The 18,305-nt window shown below is 55.2% G+C and carries 20 protein-coding genes; 13 read left to right on the forward strand and 7 right to left on the reverse strand.

The window, feature by feature from the left end; genetic code table 11:
- Positions 1-283 precede the first annotated feature (283 nt).
- The 5 genes from rhaB to rhaM all read left to right on the forward strand — a co-directional run bounded on the left by rhaB (position 284) and on the right by rhaM (position 5,569).
- Positions 284-1,753, forward strand: coding sequence for a rhamnulokinase (gene rhaB / locus FDX22_RS14720; RefSeq protein WP_117343649.1), 1,470 nt, complete (start codon positions 284-286; stop codon positions 1,751-1,753).
- Positions 1,750-3,009, forward strand: a complete 1,260-nt coding sequence (gene rhaA / locus FDX22_RS14725; protein WP_137362844.1) for an L-rhamnose isomerase — start codon at positions 1,750-1,752, stop codon at positions 3,007-3,009. The genes rhaB and rhaA overlap by 4 nt, the downstream gene beginning before the upstream one ends.
- 144 nt (positions 3,010-3,153) lie before the next feature.
- On the forward strand, positions 3,154-3,981 hold the full coding sequence (rhaD, locus tag FDX22_RS14730; protein WP_115259799.1) for a rhamnulose-1-phosphate aldolase: 828 nt from the start codon (positions 3,154-3,156) through the stop codon (positions 3,979-3,981).
- A 128-nt stretch (positions 3,982-4,109) separates the two neighbouring features.
- Positions 4,110-5,258, forward strand: a complete 1,149-nt coding sequence (gene fucO / locus FDX22_RS14735; RefSeq protein WP_146717404.1) for a lactaldehyde reductase — start codon at positions 4,110-4,112, stop codon at positions 5,256-5,258.
- A complete protein-coding gene (gene rhaM / locus FDX22_RS14740; protein ID WP_096758846.1) occupies positions 5,255-5,569 on the forward strand; it encodes an L-rhamnose mutarotase in 315 nt (104 codons plus the stop codon). Before fucO ends, rhaM begins: the two co-directional genes overlap by 4 nt.
- Before the next feature lie 57 nt (positions 5,570-5,626).
- On the opposite strand, the gene FDX22_RS14745 is transcribed toward rhaM, so the two are convergent.
- Positions 5,627-6,175: a helix-turn-helix domain-containing protein gene (locus tag FDX22_RS14745; protein ID WP_135912772.1), complete on the reverse strand. Its 549-nt coding sequence runs from the start codon at positions 6,173-6,175 to the stop codon at positions 5,627-5,629.
- Between the two features lie 101 nt (positions 6,176-6,276).
- Between FDX22_RS14745 and FDX22_RS14750 the strand changes: the two genes are divergently transcribed.
- Both FDX22_RS14750 and FDX22_RS14755 read left to right on the forward strand, forming a co-directional pair.
- Positions 6,277-6,936: an AzlC family ABC transporter permease gene (locus tag FDX22_RS14750; protein WP_146717405.1), complete on the forward strand. Its 660-nt coding sequence runs from the start codon at positions 6,277-6,279 to the stop codon at positions 6,934-6,936.
- Positions 6,936-7,259 carry an AzlD domain-containing protein gene (locus FDX22_RS14755; protein WP_115259804.1) on the forward strand — a complete coding sequence of 108 codons (324 nt, stop codon included), beginning with the start codon at positions 6,936-6,938 and terminating at the stop codon, positions 7,257-7,259. Before FDX22_RS14750 ends, FDX22_RS14755 begins: the two co-directional genes overlap by 1 nt.
- A gap of 42 nt (positions 7,260-7,301) precedes the next feature.
- Here FDX22_RS14755 and FDX22_RS14760 read toward each other — a convergent pair whose 3' ends face one another.
- Positions 7,302-7,514: a YdgH/BhsA/McbA-like domain containing protein gene (locus FDX22_RS14760; RefSeq protein ID WP_115259805.1), complete on the reverse strand. Its 213-nt coding sequence runs from the start codon at positions 7,512-7,514 to the stop codon at positions 7,302-7,304.
- Positions 7,515-7,643: 129 nt separating this feature from the next.
- Here FDX22_RS14760 and FDX22_RS14765 point away from each other — a divergent pair, with 129 nt between their 5' ends.
- Positions 7,644-8,165: a Crp/Fnr family transcriptional regulator gene (locus FDX22_RS14765; protein WP_146717406.1), complete on the forward strand. Its 522-nt coding sequence runs from the start codon at positions 7,644-7,646 to the stop codon at positions 8,163-8,165.
- Between the two features lie 55 nt (positions 8,166-8,220).
- Positions 8,221-8,730 carry a YgjV family protein gene (locus FDX22_RS14770; protein WP_228758165.1) on the forward strand — a complete coding sequence of 170 codons (510 nt, stop codon included), beginning with the start codon at positions 8,221-8,223 and terminating at the stop codon, positions 8,728-8,730.
- Here FDX22_RS14770 and fdhD read toward each other — a convergent pair.
- Positions 8,697-9,533, reverse strand: coding sequence for a formate dehydrogenase accessory sulfurtransferase FdhD (gene fdhD / locus FDX22_RS14775; RefSeq protein WP_146717407.1), 837 nt, complete (start codon positions 9,531-9,533; stop codon positions 8,697-8,699). The genes FDX22_RS14770 and fdhD overlap by 34 nt on opposite strands.
- A gap of 194 nt (positions 9,534-9,727) precedes the next feature.
- Between fdhD and fdnG the strand changes: the two genes are divergently transcribed.
- Genes fdnG through fdhE form a run of 4 tightly spaced genes read left to right on the forward strand, consistent with a single transcriptional unit; the run spans position 9,728 to position 15,251 of the window.
- Positions 9,728-12,778, forward strand: a complete 3,051-nt coding sequence (fdnG, locus tag FDX22_RS14780; protein WP_117343643.1) for a formate dehydrogenase-N subunit alpha — start codon at positions 9,728-9,730, stop codon at positions 12,776-12,778.
- Between the two features lie 12 nt (positions 12,779-12,790).
- Complete coding sequence (gene fdoH / locus FDX22_RS14785; RefSeq protein WP_115259809.1) at positions 12,791-13,693, forward strand: formate dehydrogenase O subunit beta; 903 nt, start codon at positions 12,791-12,793, stop codon at positions 13,691-13,693.
- Positions 13,690-14,325, forward strand: coding sequence for a formate dehydrogenase cytochrome b556 subunit (gene fdoI / locus FDX22_RS14790; RefSeq protein WP_096758858.1), 636 nt, complete (start codon positions 13,690-13,692; stop codon positions 14,323-14,325). Before fdoH ends, fdoI begins: the two co-directional genes overlap by 4 nt.
- The gene (gene fdhE, locus FDX22_RS14795; protein ID WP_146717408.1) at positions 14,322-15,251 is read left to right on the forward strand and encodes a formate dehydrogenase accessory protein FdhE; all 930 of its coding nucleotides are present in this window, start codon (positions 14,322-14,324) and stop codon (positions 15,249-15,251) included. The genes fdoI and fdhE overlap by 4 nt, the downstream gene beginning before the upstream one ends.
- Positions 15,252-15,377: 126 nt before the next feature.
- Here the strand turns inward: fdhE and fabY are convergent, their stop codons facing one another.
- The 4 genes from fabY to yihX are packed head-to-tail and all read right to left on the reverse strand — an operon-like array spanning position 15,378 to position 18,263.
- Positions 15,378-16,319 carry a fatty acid biosynthesis protein FabY gene (gene fabY, locus FDX22_RS14800; protein ID WP_153064726.1) on the reverse strand — a complete coding sequence of 314 codons (942 nt, stop codon included), beginning with the start codon at positions 16,317-16,319 and terminating at the stop codon, positions 15,378-15,380.
- A gap of 44 nt (positions 16,320-16,363) precedes the next feature.
- A complete protein-coding gene (gene dtd, locus FDX22_RS14805) occupies positions 16,364-16,801 on the reverse strand; it encodes a D-aminoacyl-tRNA deacylase (RefSeq protein WP_096758864.1) in 438 nt (145 codons plus the stop codon).
- A 2-nt stretch (positions 16,802-16,803) separates the two neighbouring features.
- The gene (locus tag FDX22_RS14810; RefSeq protein WP_115259810.1) at positions 16,804-17,670 is read right to left on the reverse strand and encodes a virulence factor BrkB family protein; all 867 of its coding nucleotides are present in this window, start codon (positions 17,668-17,670) and stop codon (positions 16,804-16,806) included.
- Positions 17,664-18,263 (reverse strand): glucose-1-phosphatase, encoded by a 600-nt coding sequence (gene yihX, locus FDX22_RS14815; RefSeq protein ID WP_096758866.1) that lies wholly within the window; start codon positions 18,261-18,263, stop codon positions 17,664-17,666. The genes FDX22_RS14810 and yihX overlap by 7 nt, the downstream gene beginning before the upstream one ends.
- Positions 18,264-18,305: the final 42 nt, after the last annotated feature.

The following is an 18,305-nucleotide window of genomic DNA, read 5'->3' on the forward strand; positions in this document are numbered from 1 at the left end:
AATGAACATGGCTGCATAGTAATTAAGGGTTATGACCCTCACCTTAAATTTTTGACGCCAAAGTGCGTAAACACGGTTAATTCTTCAAGAAACGACAGGAAAGATCGGGAAATGCGGAAGGGGTCACATCAGACAAAATCCCGCCCATTACACGAAACTGTGAACAGCATCACGTTCACCTTTGCCATGCTGCCAGCGGCTTATTGTGACTGTCACTAACAAGAAGGTACGCCGTTCCAGGGGTTCTTAGACTGAGTGCAATAAAACTCAGAAGGACCTCGCTATGACTCTTCGCCATTGTGTCGCTGTCGATCTCGGCGCATCCAGCGGACGCGTAATGCTGGCACGTTACGACAGTGACCACCGCACCCTGACGCTGCGTGAAATCCACCGTTTCGCGAACTGTCTGCAAAAAACAGACGGTTTTGACACCTGGGATATCGACAGCCTGGAAAACGACATTCGCCTGGGGCTGAAGAAGGTCTGCGATCAAGGCATCCTGATTGACAGCATCGGGATTGATACCTGGGGCGTGGATTACGTCCTGATCGGTAAAGACGGTCAGCGCGTCGGTCTGCCGGTCTCTTACCGCGACAGCCGCACTACCGGCGTGATGTCGCAAGCTTTAGCGCAACTGGGTAACAGCGAGATCTATCGTCGGAGCGGCATTCAGTTTCTGCCCTTTAACACCCTGTATCAGCTCCGCGCACTGGTCGAACAGCAGCCAGAGCTGGTCCCGCAGGTGGCGCATGCCCTGATGATCCCCGACTACTTCGGCTACCGCCTGACCGGCGAAATGAACTGGGAATATACCAACGCCACCACTACGCAGTTGGTCAATATCAACACCGACGACTGGGATGACACCCTGCTGGCATGGACCGGCGCAGACAAAGCCTGGTTTGGTCGCCCAACGCATCCGGGGAACGTGATTGGTCACTGGATCTGCCCGCAGAAAAATCAGATCCCGGTGGTTGCCGTCGCCAGCCACGACACCGCCAGCGCGGTCATCGCTTCACCGCTGGCCGATAACAACAGCGCTTATCTCTCTTCCGGTACCTGGTCCCTGATGGGGTTTGAGAGCAAAACACCGTATGCCAACGAGGCCGCGCTGGCGGCAAATATCACCAACGAAGGCGGCGCGGAAGGACGTTACCGCGTGCTGAAAAATATTATGGGGCTGTGGCTGCTGCAACGCGTATTAAAAGAGCGGCAGATTACCGACCTGCCCGCGCTGATCGCGAAAACCGAAGCGCTACCGGCCTGCCAATTCCTGGTCAACCCGAACGACGATCGCTTTATCAACCCAGTTGATATGAGCGCAGAAATTCAGGCCGCATGCCGCGAATCCGGTCAACCCGTTCCGGTTCAGGATGCTGAGTTGGCGCGCTGTATTTTCGACAGTCTGGCTCTGCTGTATGCCGACGTCCTGCAGGAACTAGCACACCTTCGTGGTCACGCCTTCAACCAACTGCACATTGTTGGCGGCGGCTGCCAGAACGCCCTGCTCAACCAACTGTGCGCGGATGCATGCGGTATCCGCGTCATGTCCGGGCCTGTTGAGGCCTCTACGCTCGGCAATATTGGCGTTCAGCTGATGACGCTGGACGAACTTAACAACGTCGATGATTTCCGCCAGGTGGTGACCGCTAACTACGACCTGACAACCTTCATCCCAAATACTGACAGTGAAATTGCCCGCTACCAGGCGCAGTTTCAATCAACACGACAGACAAAGGAGCTTTGCGCATGACCACTCAACTTGAACAAGCCTGGGAACTGGCAAAACTGCGTTTCGCCGCGGTAGGTATCGATGTCGAGGAGGCATTACGCCAGCTCGATCGTCTGCCGGTCTCCATGCACTGCTGGCAGGGCGATGATGTCGCCGGATTCGAAAACCCGGAAGGTTCGCTCACCGGCGGCATTCAGGCCACCGGTAACTATCCAGGAAAAGCGCGTAACGCCGTTGAACTGCGCGCCGATCTGGAGCAGGCACTAAGCCTGATCCCGGGTCCTAAGCGTCTGAACCTGCACGCTATCTACCTGGAATCCGATACCCCGGTATCCCGTGACCAAATCAAACCTGAACACTTTAAAAACTGGGTGGAATGGGCGAAAGCGAACCAGTTAGGGCTGGATTTCAACCCGTCATGCTTCTCGCATCCGTTGAGTGCCGACGGTTTCACGCTGGCACACGCTGACGACAGCATCCGCCAGTTCTGGATTGACCACTGCAAAGCCAGCCGTCGCGTCTCCGCGTACTTTGGCGAACAGCTGGGTACGCCGTCGGTGATGAACATCTGGATCCCGGATGGCATGAAAGACATCACCATTGACCGCCTGGCACCACGCCAGCGCCTGCTGGAAGCACTGGACGACGTCATCAGCGAGAAGTTCGACCCGGCGCATCATATTGATGCCGTCGAGAGCAAACTGTTTGGTATCGGCGCAGAAAGCTACACCGTTGGCTCCAACGAGTTTTACATGGGCTACGCCACCAGCCGCCAGACCGCACTGTGCCTGGATGCAGGTCACTTCCATCCGACTGAAGTGATTTCCGACAAGATCTCTGCCGCCATGCTGTACGTGCCGCGCCTGCTGCTGCACGTCAGCCGTCCGGTGCGCTGGGACAGCGACCACGTGGTATTGCTGGATGATGAAACTCAGGCGATTGCCAGCGAGATCGTACGCCATAATCTGTTCGACCGCGTACACATTGGCCTCGACTTCTTCGACGCCTCCATCAACCGCATTGCCGCATGGGTGATCGGCACCCGCAATATGAAGAAAGCCCTGCTGCGTGCGCTGTTAGAACCCACTGAGCAACTGCGCCAACTCGAAGCTAGCGGCGACTACACCGCCCGCCTGGCCCTGCTGGAAGAACAGAAATCGCTGCCATGGCAGGCCGTCTGGGAGATGTATTGCCAGCGTCACGACACCCCAGCCGGCAGCCAGTGGCTGGACAACGTCCGCACGTATGAAAAAGACGTACTGAGCAAGCGTAGCTAAAGGCGCTGTCTGCCTTGTAGGCCGGATAAGGTGCGTTAGCGCCGCCATCCGGCAACGTACAAAACACTACGCCGGATGGCGCTGCGCTTATCCGGCCTACGTAAGACCCGACACCCGTTCGGGCAATAAACAGGAACACCGACCATGCAAAATATTACTACCTCCTGGTTCGTCCAGGGGATGATCAAAGCCACTTCTGATGCCTGGCTGAAAGGTTGGGATGAGCGTAACGGCGGCAACCTGACGCTGCGCCTGGATGAGGCTGATATCGCCCCTTTTACCGCTGATTTCCACGAAGAACCGCGCTACATCGCGCTGAGCCAGCCGATGCCGCTGCTGGCTAACACGCCGTTTATCGTTACCGGTTCCGGCAAATTCTTCCGCAACGTCCAGCTCGATCCGGCAGCCAATTTAGGTGTGGTAAAAATCGACAGCGACGGCGCTGGCTACCACATTCTTTGGGGGCTGACCCACGAAGCCGTACCGACCTCCGAACTGCCCGCACACTTCCTTTCCCACTGCGAGCGCATTAAAGCCACCGATGGCAAAGACCGCGTGATCATGCACTGCCATGCCACCAATCTGATTGCTCTGACCTATGTGCTGGAAAACAGCACTGCGCTGATCACCCGCAAACTGTGGGAAGGCAGCACCGAATGTCTGGTGGTGTTCCCGGACGGCGTAGGCATTCTGCCGTGGATGGTGCCGGGTACCGACGAAATCGGTGAAGCGACGGCAGTTTCAATGCAGCAGCATTCTCTGGTGTTGTGGCCGTTCCACGGCGTATTTGGCAGCGGCCCGACGCTCGACGAAGCGTTCGGTTTGATAGATACCGCAGAGAAATCGGCCGAAGTTTTGGTCAAAATCTATTCGATGGGCGGTATGAAGCAAACCATCACGCGTGAAGAGCTCATTGCTCTCGGCAAACGTTTTGGCGTGACCCCACTGGCCAGCGCATTAGAGCTGTACTGATACCTCCCTCATTCAACGCCGGATGCGGCTTTGCCTTATCCGGCCTACATGACGGTCCCTATTTAACCGTAGGCCCGATAAGCGAAGCGCCATCGGGCACCAGGGATTTATTATTCAGGAGAATACTTATGAGCTTTATGTTGGCACTGCCAAAAATCAGTCTGCACGGCGCTGGTGCGATTGGTGATATGGTCAACCTCGTGGCGAACAAGCAATGGGGTAAGGCGCTGATCGTAACCGACGGTCAACTGGTCAAACTGGGCCTGCTGGACAGCCTGTTTACCGCCCTTGATGCGCATAAAATGTCGTATCATCTGTTCGACGACGTATTCCCGAACCCAACGGAAGAACTGGTCCAGCAAGGTTTTGCCGCATACCAGGACGCTGAATGTGATTACATCATCGCTTTCGGCGGCGGCAGCCCGATCGATACCGCTAAAGCGGTGAAAATCCTGACCGCCAACCCTGGCCCGTCTACCGCCTATTCCGGCGTGGGCAAAGTTAAAAATGCCGGCGTACCGCTGGTTGCCATTAACACCACCGCGGGTACGGCCGCAGAAATGACCAGCAATGCGGTGATCATTGATTCCGCACGCAAGGTGAAAGAAGTCATCATCGATCCGAACATTATTCCGGATATCGCCGTCGATGACGCCAGCGTGATGCTGGAAATTCCTGCCTCAGTCACCGCCGCTACCGGTATGGACGCCCTGACCCACGCGGTGGAAGCCTATGTTTCTGTTGGCGCGCACCCGTTAACCGACGCCAATGCCCTGGAAGCTATTCGCCTGATCAACCAGTGGCTGCCTAAAGCCGTCGACGAGGGTCACAACCTCGAAGCCCGTGAGCAAATGGCATTTGGTCAGTATCTGGCGGGGATGGCGTTCAACAGTGCAGGTCTGGGTCTGGTGCATGCGCTGGCACACCAGCCGGGCGCGACGCACAATCTGCCGCACGGCGTCTGCAACGCTATCCTGCTGCCGATTATCGAAAACTTTAACCGTCCAAACGCCGTGGCACGCTTTGCCCGCATAGCACAGGCCATGGGGGTTGATACCCGTGGGATGAGCGATGAAGTAGCAAGCATGGAAGCCATCAACGCGATCCGTGCCCTGAGCAAGCGCGTGGGCATTCCGGCAGGCTTCAGCCAGCTAGGCGTGACCAAAGAGGACATTGAGGGGTGGCTGGACAAAGCACTCGCCGATCCGTGCGCACCATGCAATCCGCGCACCGCCAGCCGCGAAGACGTCCGCGCGCTGTATCTGGAGGCGTTATGATCCGCAAAGCCTTTGTGATGCAGGTGAATGCCGACGCGCACGTTGAGTATCAGCGTCGGCATAATCCCATCTGGCCGGAGCTGGAAGCCGTACTGAAAGCCCACGGCGCGCATCACTACGCGATTTATCTCGACCAGGAGCGCAGCCTGTTGTTTGCCACCGTTGAGATTGAATCCGAAGAACGCTGGAATGCCGTCGCCAGCACCGACGTGTGTCAGCGTTGGTGGAAGCATATGCGTGACGTGATGCCCACTAATCCGGACAACAGCCCGGTGAGTGCGGAGCTAAAAGAAGTGTTTTATCTGCAGTAGTATTGTTGGCCGGATAAGGCGCTAACGCGCCGCATCCGGCACAACGCAACATAACAGTTAGTTCTGCTCAGAAACCAGAATCGCCTGGGTATCCGGCTCCAGCGCTTTAAAGATATGTGCCTGGTCCGCGGGATAACAAATGTAATCCCCTTCGCCTAACTCTTCCGGCGCGTCGGTCAGTCCCACCAGCGCCTTCCCCTGCGTCACAATAATATGCTCAACAGACCCCGGCGGATGCGGGTGTGAGATGCGGTCAGCACCCGGTTGCGTCAACAACAGATAGATATCTCGCCGTGCGCCCGGTGGACAGGCCGCCAGTAAAATAGCCTGATAATGGGCCTGCTCCGCCACCACTTTGGTCCCTTCACCCCGGCGTATCACCTGGGTTTTTTGCACCACAGGCTCCAGCAATCGCGCAAAGGGAATATCCAGCGCCACACACAGCGACCACAGCGTTTCCAGGCTAGGATTGCCATTGCCCGCCTCCAACTGCGAGAGCGTCGATTTTGCAATGCCCGCGCGGCGGGCGATTTCTGCCAGCGACAGACCGGTACGCTGACGTTCACGCACCAGGCTTTTCGCAATCATACTGATGGGTTGGGTCATACATGACTCCATGTTCTTTATATCGAACGAATCGTTCGACTTGTAAAGCAATCTTGTTGCGTTCATTATAATGGAAATTCGTTCGATATGGCTAAAGCAGGATGAAACATTATTTTTCCAGTCTCAAAGGCGACACGATAAAAGCAATATTTTTAGTCTGTCTGGCTGTCGGCGTAGTCGGCATGTCATACGGCTCGCTGGCGATGGCTTACGGCTTCCCGCTGTGGGTGCCGTTTGTGCTCTCGATTACAGTGCTGGCGGGTGCGTCTGAGTTTATGTTTATCGGGATTGTTGCCAGCGGTGGTAATCCGCTTGCCGCTGCTGCTGCCGGTTTACTGGTCAACGCACGCCACGTGCCGTTTGGCGTGACGGTACGCGATCTGGTGGGAACGCGGGCCGCCAGTTTCCTCGGCTGCCATATCATGAACGATGAAAGCGTGGTGTTTGGCCTGTCGCAAAAAATGCCGGAGCAGCGCAAAGCCGCCTACTGGCTGTGCGGACTGGGCGTAGCCATTGTCTGGCCGCTGGGCACGCTGCTTGGGGCGATGGTTGGCAAGCTACTGCCCGCCCCAGAAACCATCGGCCTGGATGCCGTTTTCCCTGCCATTCTGCTGGCCTTAGTGGTCCCGGCATTTAAAAACCGTACCACGCTGGTTCGCGCCTGCAGCGGTGCTGCGCTGTCGCTCGCCGCCGTCCCGTTTGCGCCGGTGGGCCTGCCGGTACTGCTTTCACTGTTTGGCTTACTGGCGAGGAAAAAATAATGGGCAACATGACGCTGTTTATCGTCGGTATCGCCGTACTCTCTCTGGGAACCTATTTGATGCGTTTAGGTGGAGCAAAGTTGGGGAGCCGTCTGGCATTTTCCACGCGCTCGCAGGCGCTGCTTTCCGATGCCGCGACGGTATTACTGTTCTCCGTCGCCCTGGCGACCACCTTTTACGAAGGTGAGCACTTTGCTGGTATGGCGCGCGTTCTCGGCGTGGGGTTTGCAGTGTTCCTCGCCTGGCGCAAAGTGCCGTTGATTATGGTGATTATCGCCGCTGCTGTGGTGACGGCGTTGTTAAGGATGGCGGGAATAAACTAAAAAAGCGCCTCAAGGGCGCTCTTTCGACAGTACTGAGGTATTTTATTTCAGCAATTCAGCGGTCATATGCACACGGTTACCGCTGTAGGCCTGAGTGATTTTATAATCGCTTGCGCCAGCACGTTCCGCCTGAGCGGCAATTTTTGCTTCAGTGCTTTCCAGAGTTGACCCGGTAGCGGTAACAGACTGAGCAGCGAAAGAACCGAAAGAGGTAGCAAGAGCGATAACTGCGACAAAAGTTTTGATGTTTTTCATGATGTAAACCCTTTAATTTAGTTGTTTGAGTAAGGCACCGTGCCTTGATGTGATAAATAATAGCCCTCACACCGCACAACTAAAAGCGGAAGGATTTGCCTGTCTTATTCAAATTATTTGAGAGATAACATGTCAGCCGAATACGATCAAAAATTGCTGTCAGGCTCGCGAAAAAAACCACTCTCTGCGGGCAGTTGGTTACTGCGTCAGGGTGAAAGGCAAAGCAAAATTTATTATTTACATCATGGCGTTGCCCGTGCGGTGTATCACTCACCCAACGGTTCAGAACGGGTGAAAGAGTTTTACTTCCCGGGTGAATATTGTTTTCTGTACCTGAACTGGCTAACCCACACCTCGGCAGATTACAGCCTGCAAATGATCACCCCGGGCGAAATCAGTGAAATCTCGCTTGCATTGCTGGATGCGCCGGAATATCAGGACATCAAGACACAGCTCCTGGTCCAGCAGTTGATCTACAAAGAGAAAAAAGAACAAATGCTGCTGCTTAATACGCCAGAACAACGCTACCAGTATGTTCAGACACACTTTCCCAGTTGGGAATTGCAGCTCACTCAGCGGGACCTCGCCCACTACATTGGCATTACGCCCGTTAGCCTGTCCCGCATTCGCCAGCGCCTTAACAAAGGTTAACGCATTCGCTTTTCGCATAGATTATTGTCCCGCCACTCTTCACAAGATGGCGCGCATGATGAACGCATTTTTTCTCTCTCAGCTGCTGGCCTGCATCAGCTTTGTGCTGGATATTTCAGCCTTTCATTTCCGGCGTCGGGCGATGACGTTAGTGCTGTTGACCAGCTCAACCAGCCTGCTGGCCATTCATTTTTATCTTTTGCATCAACCCGCCGCCGCAGGATTAATGCTCATCGCCGCCTGTCGTTATGCGATAGCCATCGTGACGCAACGCCGCTGGGCCATGTGGGGATTTATGATGGGGTCACTGCTGTGTAGTGCTTATCTCTGGCAGGGAATGTGGGGCCTGCTGCCGCTCGCAGGAAGCCTGCTGATGACCTATGCGTCGTTTCAGACACAGGGTGGAAAATTACGTGGATACACATTGTGCGGCAGCCTGTGCTGGCTACTGAACAATGCCATCGTCGGCTCGCCCGTTGCTGTCATGATGGAGCTGGCATTCTCAGGCAGCATTGTGGCAGCCTGGTGGCGTTACTCCGCCACCAGACGTTCCGGATGCGTATAAATCGTTGCCCTGCCCGGTTTACAAAAACCCACCAGCGTCAGGTTACAGCGTTCGGCTACTTCTACGGCCAGTGTCGTCGCGGCAGAGACAGCAAACAGAATCTCCACGCCGCACATCGCCGACTTTTGCACCATCTCATAGCTGGCGCGACTGGAGACTAAAACGGCTCCCTGCCGCCATGTTTCGCCTTCAATTGCACGCCGCCCGAGCAGTTTATCCAGCGCCACGTGACGGCCCACATCTTCATGCCCTCCCGCCAGGTTCCCCGACGGCTGGACCCAGGCCGCTGCGTGCGTACAGCCCGTCAGTTGCCCCACGGGCTGGAAGTCGTGCAGATGCTTTAACGCGCGATCGAGGTCCGCCAGGTTAAACGTCTGGGTAAACGCCAAAGGCTGAACCGGCTTGCCAATGTCATTGAGCTGTTCCACGCCGCAAACGCCACAACCGGTACGACCGGCCAAAGCTCGACGGCGCTCTTTCAATCCCATAAAACGACGGCTGGACAGCTCAACCTGAACTTCTAATCCGTTACAAGAAGGCACCACTTCCATGCCGTAGATATCCTGCGGGGACTCAATAATGCCTTCAGAAAGTGAAAAGCCCATCGCAAAATGCTCAAGATCTTTCGGTGACGCCATCATCACCACGTGCGAAATCCCGTTGTACACCAACGCAACGGGCACTTCTTCAGCGACGACATCCGGCTGAGGATGTTGCAAATCCTCGCGTTTCCAGAGGGTCAACTGGCGCGATCCCGTCAAAGCCGTCACATTTTCGATGTTTTCTTGAATAATCTTATTCACTTTCTTTTAACCATATTGGAACACACATACCAACATTGTGGTATTCTTTACAAATCCCTCCTGGACGGAGGGAAATTCACCCAATTCTGGACCTTTGCGGTCCCGTCCGCAAAGAAAAATAACAACCACTTCCCTCGCGATCGCGATACACCTACGCGAAGGGAACGTGACAATGTCGAAACAAGGAGCGAACCATGCAGGTCAGCAGAAGGCAGTTCTTTAAGATCTGCGCTGGCGGTATGGCAGGCACCACGGCAGCGGCACTGGGTTTTGCACCCGGCGTAGCGCTAGCGGAAACACGGCAATATAAACTGCTGCGTACCCGCGAAACCCGTAACACCTGCACTTACTGTTCCGTTGGCTGTGGACTGTTAATGTACAGTCTCGGTGACGGTGCGAAAAACGCCAAAGCATCCATCTTCCATATCGAGGGCGATCCGGACCATCCGGTGAACCGTGGCGCACTGTGCCCGAAAGGGGCTGGTCTGGTGGATTTCATCCACTCCGAAAGCCGGCTGAAATTCCCGGAATATCGTGCACCAGGCTCCGATAAGTGGCAACAAATTAGCTGGGATGAGGCATTTGACCGCATCGCGAAGCTGATGAAAGAAGACCGCGACGCTAACTACGTTGCGCAGAACGCCGAAGGCGTCACCGTTAACCGCTGGCTTTCCACCGGGATGCTGTGTGCTTCCGCCTCCAGTAATGAAACCGGCTATTTAACGCAAAAATTCTCCCGCGCGCTGGGTATGCTCGCGGTCGACAACCAGGCGCGCGTCTGACACGGACCAACGGTAGCAAGTCTTGCTCCAACATTTGGTCGCGGTGCGATGACCAACCACTGGGTCGACATTAAAAATGCCAACCTCGTTGTGGTGATGGGCGGTAACGCCGCTGAAGCTCACCCGGTCGGATTCCGCTGGGCGATGGAAGCCAAAATTCACAACGGCGCGAAGCTGATTGTGGTCGATCCTCGCTTTACGCGAACCGCAGCGGTGGCAGATTTCTATGCACCCATTCGTTCCGGTACTGACATTGCCTTCTTGTCAGGCGTCTTGCTGTACCTGCTGAATAACGAAAAATTCAACCGCGAATATACCGAAGCCTACACCAACGCCAGCCTGATTGTGCGTGAAGATTATGGCTTTGAAGATGGCCTGTTCACCGGCTATGACGCGGACAAACGCAAGTACGATAAAACCAGTTGGAACTACGAGCTGGATGAAAAAGGCTTCGCCAAACGCGATGTTACGCTGCAACACCCGCGCTGCGTGTGGAATCTGCTGAAACAGCACGTTTCCCGCTACACGCCGGATGTTGTCGAAAACATTTGCGGTACGCCGAAGGCTGATTTCCTGAAAGTCTGCGAATACATCGCTGAAACCAGCGCCAAAGACAAAACCGCGTCGTTCCTGTACGCGCTGGGCTGGACGCAGCACTCCGTGGGCGCGCAGAACATTCGCACCATGGCGATGATCCAGCTGCTGCTCGGCAATATGGGGATGGCAGGCGGTGGCGTTAACGCCCTGCGCGGTCACTCCAATATTCAGGGTCTGACTGACTTAGGCCTGCTGTCGCAGAGCCTGCCTGGTTACATGACGCTGCCAAGCGAAAAGCAAACCGACCTGCAAACTTACCTTGCGGCCAACACGCCAAAACCGTTGCTGGAAGGTCAGGTAAACTACTGGGGCAACTACCCGAAATTCTTCGTCTCGATGATGAAGGCCTTCTTTGGTGATAAAGCGACAGCGGAAAATAGCTGGGGCTTCGACTGGCTGCCGAAGTGGGATAAAGGGTACGACGTGCTGCAGTACTTCGAGATGATGAACCAGGGCAAAGTGAATGGCTACATCTGCCAGGGCTTCAACCCGGTCGCCTCATTCCCGAACAAAAACAAGGTCGTGGCTTCACTGTCAAAACTGAAGTTCCTGGTGACTATCGACCCACTCAACACCGAAACGTCCACCTTCTGGCAAAACCACGGTGAGTCGAACGATGTGGATCCGTCAAAAATCCAGACCGAAGTGTTCCGTCTGCCGTCCACCTGCTTCGCCGAAGAAAACGGCTCAATCGTTAACTCCGGACGCTGGCTGCAGTGGCACTGGAAAGGCGCGGATGCCCCAGGGATTGCCGCCACCGACGGTGAAATCCTCGCAGGTATCTTCCTGCGCATGCGCAAGATGTACGCCGAACAGGGGGGAGCGAACCCGGAACAGGTGCTGAGCATGACCTGGAACTACTCCACGCCGCATGAACCTGCTTCAGAAGAAGTAGCGATGGAGAGCAACGGTAAAGCCCTGGCTGATATCACCGACCCGGCCACCGGTGCGGTGATCGTCAAGAAAGGCCAACAGCTTAGTTCATTTGCCCAACTGCGCGATGACGGCACTACCTCCAGCGGCTGCTGGATATTTGCCGGTAGCTGGACACCGGAAGGCAACCAGATGGCGCGTCGTGATAACGCCGACCCGTCGGGCCTGGGCAATACGCTGGGCTGGGCATGGGCATGGCCGCTCAACCGCCGTATTCTGTATAACCGCGCCTCCGCTGACCCGCAGGGGAATCCGTGGGATCCAAAACGTCAGATCCTGAAATGGGATGGGGCGAAATGGAGCGGGATGGATATTCCGGACTACAGCGCCGCCGCACCGGGCAGCAACGTCGGGCCGTTTATCATGCAGCCCGAAGGGATGGGACGCCTGTTTGCTATCGATAAGATGGCGGAAGGGCCGTTCCCGGAACACTACGAGCCGTTTGAAACACCGCTGGGCACCAACCCGCTGCACCCGAACGTTATCTCTAACCCGGCTGCCCGTATCTTTAAAGGCGATGAAGAAGCACTGGGCAAAGCGGATAAGTTCCCGTACGTCGGGACGACCTACCGTCTGACCGAGCACTTCCACTACTGGACCAAGCACGCGCTGCTAAACGCCATCGCTCAGCCGGAACAGTTTGTGGAAATTGGCGAGAAGCTGGCGAACAAGCTCGGCATCTCCCACGGCGATACCGTTAAGGTCTCTTCTAACCGCGGCTACATCAAAGCCAAAGCGGTGGTGACCAAACGTATTCGCACGCTGAAGGCCAACGGTCAGGATATCGACACCATCGGTATTCCGATCCACTGGGGCTACGAAGGTGTGGCGAAAAAAGGCTTTATCGCTAACACGTTAACGCCATTCGTCGGTGATGCGAACACGCAGACGCCGGAATTTAAGTCCTTCCTCGTGAACGTGGAAAAGGTGTAACGGAGACGACCTATGGCTTATCAATCGCAAGACATCATTCGTCGATCCGCCACTAACGGTTTCACCCCCGCGCCTCAGGCGCGGGATCACCAGGAGGAAGTGGCCAAGCTCATCGACGTCACCACCTGCATCGGTTGTAAAGCCTGTCAGGTGGCCTGCTCAGAGTGGAACGATATCCGCGATGAAATCGGCAGCAACGTTGGGGTGTACGACAACCCCGCCGATTTGACCGCCAAATCCTGGACGGTGATGCGCTTCTCGGAAGTGGAACAAGACGACAAACTGGAGTGGCTGATCCGCAAGGATGGCTGCATGCACTGTGCCGATCCGGGCTGCCTGAAGGCGTGTCCGGCGGAAGGGGCAATCATTCAGTATGCCAACGGCATTGTCGACTTCCAGTCCGAGCAGTGCATTGGCTGCGGCTACTGCATTGCAGGCTGTCCGTTCGACGTGCCGCGCCTCAACCCGGAAGACAATCGCGTCTATAAATGTACGCTGTGCGTTGACCGTGTTGTGGTAGGACAAGAACCGGCCTGCGTGAAAACCTGCCCAACCGGCGCGATTCATTTCGGCACCAAAGAGTCGATGAAAACGCTGGCAGGCGAGCGCGTGGCAGAGCTGAAGACCCGTGGCTACGATAACGCCGGACTGTACGATCCGATAGGCGTTGGCGGTACGCACGTTATGTACGTACTGCATCATGCCGACAAGCCGAATCTGTACCATGGCCTGCCGGAAAACCCGGAAATCAGCGCCACCGTGAAGTTCTGGAAAGGCATCTGGAAACCCCTCGCAGCGGTCGGCTTTGCAGCGACATTTGCGGCCAGCATCTTCCACTACGTCGGCGTAGGTCCGAACCGTGCGGAAGAGGAAGAAGACAATCTGCATGAAGAAAAAGACGAGGTGCGCAAATGAAACGACGTGACACCATCGTGCGCTATACAGCGCCGGAACGCATCAACCACTGGGTCACCGCCTTCTGCTTCATGTTGGCGGCGATAAGCGGGCTGGGCTTTTTCTTCCCATCCTTCAACTGGCTGATGCAAATCATGGGCACCCCGCAGCTGGCGCGAATTCTGCACCCGTTTGTCGGCGTGATTATGTTTGCCTCGTTTATCATCATGTTTTTCCGTTACTGGCACCACAATCTAATCAATCGGGATGATATCTTTTGGGCGAAGAATATTCGTAAGATCGTCGTCAACGAGGAAGTAGGTGACACGGGACGTTATAACTTCGGCCAGAAATGCGTATTCTGGGCGGCGATTATCTTCCTGGTCCTGTTGCTGGTGAGCGGAGTGATCATCTGGCGCCCGTATTTTGCGCCTGCTTTCTCAATCCCGGTGATCCGATTCGCGTTAATGCTGCATTCATTTGCCGCAGTAGCGTTAATTGTGGTTATCATGGTGCACATTTACGCCGCCCTTTGGGTGAAAGGCACCATTACCGCGATGGTGGAAGGATGGGTCACCAGCTCATGGGCGAAGAAACATCACCCACGCTGGTACCGTGAAGTCCGCCAGAAACAGGAAAAGTCATCTGAATGAGTATTCGCATAATCCCGCAAGATGAGCTGGGTTCGAGCGAGAAACGCACGGCGGATATGATTCCGCCGTTATTGTTCCCCAGACTCAAAAATTTGTATAACCGCCGTGCTGAGCGTCTGCGCGAGCTGGCCGAAAACAACCCGTTGGGTGATTATCTGCGCTTTGCTGCGCTGATCGCTCATGCGCAGGAAGTGGTGCTGTACGACCATCCGCTGCAGATGGACCTGACCGCGCGCATCAAAGAAGCGAACGATCAGGGCAAACCGCCGCTGGATATCCACGTTCTGCCACGCGATAAGCACTGGCAAAAACTGCTGCAATCGTTAATTGCTGAGCTGAAACCAGAAATGAGCGGCCCTGCGTTAGCGGTGATCGAGAATCTGGAAAAAGCCTCCGAGCAAGAGCTGGAACTGATGGCCAGCGCGCTGTTTGCTTCTGATTTTGTGTCGGTCAGCAGTGATAAAGCGCCGTTCATCTGGGCCGCGCTGTCGCTCTACTGGGCACAAATGGCCAGCCTGATCCCCGGCAAAGCACGAGCGGAATACGGTGAACAGCGCCAGTTCTGCCCGGTGTGCGGTTCGATGCCGGTCTCCAGCATGGTGCAAATCGGTACCACTCAGGGGCTGCGCTATCTGCACTGCAACCTGTGTGAAACCGAGTGGCACGTGGTGCGCGTGAAGTGCAGCAACTGCGAGCAAAGCCGTGATTTGAACTACTGGTCACTGGATAACGAACAGTCTGCGATTAAAGCTGAAAGCTGCGGCGACTGCGGGACTTACCTGAAGATTCTGTATCAGGAAAAAGACCCCAATGTCGAAGCCGTTGCCGACGACCTCGCCTCACTGATGCTGGACGCGCACATGGAGCAAGAGGGCTTTGCCCGCAGCTCCATCAACCCGTTCCTGTTCCCGGGTGAAGGGGAGTAAGTCGACTCACAACCCGGTGAGCATTTCACGCTGCCGGGTTGTCCTTTAGACGCTTAATGCCTGAATAACTCGTCTGGAATCGTTAGCAATAGCGAACGGGGTAGAATGAAAAACAGGGATTTGCCCCTACTCCTCTTCGTTTCCACCTTCTTCGTAGGCACCAAATGGTTTTGCGGGTAGCACAATGTAGGTGCCTTCAAACACCACACCTGCCGCATCATCGCCAAAGACCTCTACCTGCATCTGGACACGCGCCTTACGGCCTCTCGCCAGACGGTCAAGATCGCCACTCAGCGAACCCAGATCGGCAATGGCCGTCGGCTTGCCGGTGATCGGTCTGCTGTAGCGGATATGTGCATCGGCGAGGATAATCGTTCCGCCCAAATGGCGCTCGCGCAGCATTAGCCAGATCAGCCCCCAACCGGTTAACGTAGCCAGAGAAAACAGGCTCCCGGCAAACAGGGTATGGTGCGGGTTTTGATTGCCGGTTTCGGGCATCGTGGTAATGAATTTTTGCCCGGTATACTGCTGAATACGCACGCCCATTTTCTCGCTCAGCGGAATATGTTCGTACCAGGCTTGCTGAAGCTGTCCACACCAGTCACCGCGATGAAGAATATCATCCAGCGTGGCAATGGGCTTGATCATCAAAAAGTGGCGTACCGGCGTGGTTTGCGGCGTGGTGATTTCACCCTGGCTCACAAAACCCAGCTTGGCAAAAAATTCGACCGCATCTTCACGGGCGCTACAGGTTACGCGCTTGACCCCTTCCTGACGCGCCACAGATTCCAGGGTCATCGCCATCAGCGTGCCTAAGCCCTTCTCCTGCACGGACGGGTCTACAGCCATAAAGCGTATGGAGGCTTCGTTATCCGCATTGATATACAAACGCCCTACCGCGACCAGATTGCCCTCTTCATCCACCACCATCTGGTGGTGCGCCATCGCATCCCAGGCATCCCGCTCGGAGCCTTTTGGCTGATGCAGCGGTTTACGCAACATCTCCCAGCGAAACTGGTAGTAACGCGCCAATTCTTCTTCTGTTTGCGGCACTCGAAGGTGATACATAGTTGTATTCTCTCTTGTTACCCGCGACCACGCCGGAAGCTGGTTCATACCTGTAACCAGAACGTCACGGGGCCATCATTAACCAGTGAAACCTGCATATCCGCAGCGAATCGTCCGGTTTGCGTATTCATCTCCTGTTGGCGACAGCGCTCAACAAAGTATTCATATAACGCTTCTGCACGATCGGGCGCAGCGCCCTTTGAGAAGCCCGGGCGCATGCCCCGTTCGGTATCTGCCGCCAGCGTAAACTGTGAGACCACCAGCACGCTGCCACCCGCCTGTTGTACATTCAGGTTCATCTTACCTTCGGCATCGCTAAAAATTCGATAGCCGAGCACGCGCTCGCAAAGGCGGTTCGCTTTCTGTTCGTCATCATCCCTTTCGACACCTAATAAAACTAAAAGTCCTGGGCCAATTTCACCCGTCACCTCATCCTCCACGGTGACGCTGGCACGGGTTACGCGCTGAATCAATGCAATCATATTTATTCTGCTTCTTCTTGTTCTGCGGCTTGTTTGAGTTTGCGGTATTCACCGAGAGTGACAGTTATTTCCGCGCCTAGCAAGACGATACACCACGTCCAGTATACCCAGACGAATAAAATGGGGATCACCGCCAGCACGCCGTAGATCAACTGATAAGACGGAAACATCGTGATATAGAGTGCAAATCCTTTCTTCCCAGCTTCGAACAGCACCGCGGCGACAAAAGCGCCGATCACCGCATCACGATTGGGTACGCGTGTGGTAGGTACAATGCTGTACAGCAGCCAGAATGAGAGCCAGGAGAGCACCAGCGGCAATACCCTCAGGACGTTATCAATAACGGTATTGAGATCGCTGGCCCAGCGCAGGGACAAAAGATAAGAGCTGATCGCCAGACTAGCACCCGCCAACAACGGGCCCAGCGTTAAAATCATCCAGTACACCGCAAACGAATACACTTTGGGCCGGGTGCGTTTGCTGCGCCAAATGGTATTCAGTGCGCTGTCGATGGCATACATCAGCAACAGAGCCGTCACAATCAGCCCACATGCGCCGACGGCGGTCATTTTGTTCGAGTTCGCGACAAACTGTTCGATATAGCGCTGAATAACATCGCCGGTGGCCGGAATAAAATTAGCGAATATAAAATGTCGCAGCTGAATGCTGACGTCGGAAAACATGGGAAATGCGGCGAAAAGCGCAAAAACAACGGCGATAAGCGGCACTAACGAAAGCAACGAGACGTAAGCCAGGTTGCCCGCCAGTGTCGTCATGTTGTCCTCATCAATGCGTTGCCATAATAACTTCAGCCAGGCCCGTACAGGACGCGTATGGTGCCTGGCTTTTTGATGCACGTTTTTTAGCATAACACCGTCGCGAAATAGTCAGGTATGGTCGTTTTATCAACGACCAGGATGCTGGTGATCCCTAACTGGTTAGCCCCTTCAATATTATCGGCGTTATCATCAAAAAAGACCGTATCTGCGGCAGAAAAACCTTCGGACTGCAGAACATGCTGGTAAATCCGCGCTTCGGGTTTACGCATGCCGAGTTCCTGGGAAAGATAGATATGGTCCGCAGCCTGGCGAACTTCTGGGTACTCATCCGGCCAAAATGTCGTATGCAGGCGGTTGGTATTCGACAGCACCACGACACGATGCCCCTGCTCACGCAGTTTATGCATGATGTCGATGACGTCGGGGCGTAGCGCAACAAAAACGGCCTGCCAGCCATGGGAAAACTGTTCGTAACTCAACGGCAGCGCCATGTCGTGACACAGCGCCTCGGCAAACGCCTCATCGGTTATTTCACCCCGCTCATGTTGGCGAAAAGCCTCCCCCATGGTGAAACTTTGCTTTAGCGAAGCCAGCGGGACACGGCTCAGATCGCTCCATGTGCCTAACACGCGATTGAAGTCGATATCGACAATCACATTACCCAAATCAAAGATATAGAGCATGTCCTTCTCCTTACTCGCCATGGATGAATAACTGTAGCGGGA

Origin of the sequence: Citrobacter sp. TBCS-14 (assembly GCF_005280805.1) — a bacterium.
Taxonomy (GTDB): Bacteria; Pseudomonadota; Gammaproteobacteria; order Enterobacterales; family Enterobacteriaceae; genus Citrobacter; species Citrobacter gillenii.

Coding starts and splice junctions, on each gene's coding strand:
- FDX22_RS14750 (WP_146717405.1), top strand. CDS start 6,277: ATGAAACATTATTTTTCCAGTCTCAAAGGCGACACGATAAAAGCAATA.
- rhaD (WP_115259799.1), top strand. CDS start 3,154: ATGCAAAATATTACTACCTCCTGGTTCGTCCAGGGGATGATCAAAGCC.
- fdhE (WP_146717408.1), top strand. CDS start 14,322: ATGAGTATTCGCATAATCCCGCAAGATGAGCTGGGTTCGAGCGAGAAA.
- fdoH (WP_115259809.1), top strand. CDS start 12,791: ATGGCTTATCAATCGCAAGACATCATTCGTCGATCCGCCACTAACGGT.
- fdoI (WP_096758858.1), top strand. CDS start 13,690: ATGAAACGACGTGACACCATCGTGCGCTATACAGCGCCGGAACGCATC.
- fucO (WP_146717404.1), top strand. CDS start 4,110: ATGAGCTTTATGTTGGCACTGCCAAAAATCAGTCTGCACGGCGCTGGT.
- FDX22_RS14755 (WP_115259804.1), top strand. CDS start 6,936: ATGGGCAACATGACGCTGTTTATCGTCGGTATCGCCGTACTCTCTCTG.
- fabY (WP_153064726.1), bottom strand. CDS start 16,319: ATGTATCACCTTCGAGTGCCGCAAACAGAAGAAGAATTGGCGCGTTAC.
- dtd (WP_096758864.1), bottom strand. CDS start 16,801: ATGATTGCATTGATTCAGCGCGTAACCCGTGCCAGCGTCACCGTGGAG.
- FDX22_RS14765 (WP_146717406.1), top strand. CDS start 7,644: ATGTCAGCCGAATACGATCAAAAATTGCTGTCAGGCTCGCGAAAAAAA.
- rhaB (WP_117343649.1), top strand. CDS start 284: ATGACTCTTCGCCATTGTGTCGCTGTCGATCTCGGCGCATCCAGCGGA.
- FDX22_RS14745 (WP_135912772.1), bottom strand. CDS start 6,175: ATGACCCAACCCATCAGTATGATTGCGAAAAGCCTGGTGCGTGAACGT.
- FDX22_RS14760 (WP_115259805.1), bottom strand. CDS start 7,514: ATGAAAAACATCAAAACTTTTGTCGCAGTTATCGCTCTTGCTACCTCT.
- yihX (WP_096758866.1), bottom strand. CDS start 18,263: ATGCTCTATATCTTTGATTTGGGTAATGTGATTGTCGATATCGACTTC.
- FDX22_RS14810 (WP_115259810.1), bottom strand. CDS start 17,670: ATGCTAAAAAACGTGCATCAAAAAGCCAGGCACCATACGCGTCCTGTA.
- FDX22_RS14770 (WP_228758165.1), top strand. CDS start 8,221: ATGATGAACGCATTTTTTCTCTCTCAGCTGCTGGCCTGCATCAGCTTT.
- rhaA (WP_137362844.1), top strand. CDS start 1,750: ATGACCACTCAACTTGAACAAGCCTGGGAACTGGCAAAACTGCGTTTC.
- rhaM (WP_096758846.1), top strand. CDS start 5,255: ATGATCCGCAAAGCCTTTGTGATGCAGGTGAATGCCGACGCGCACGTT.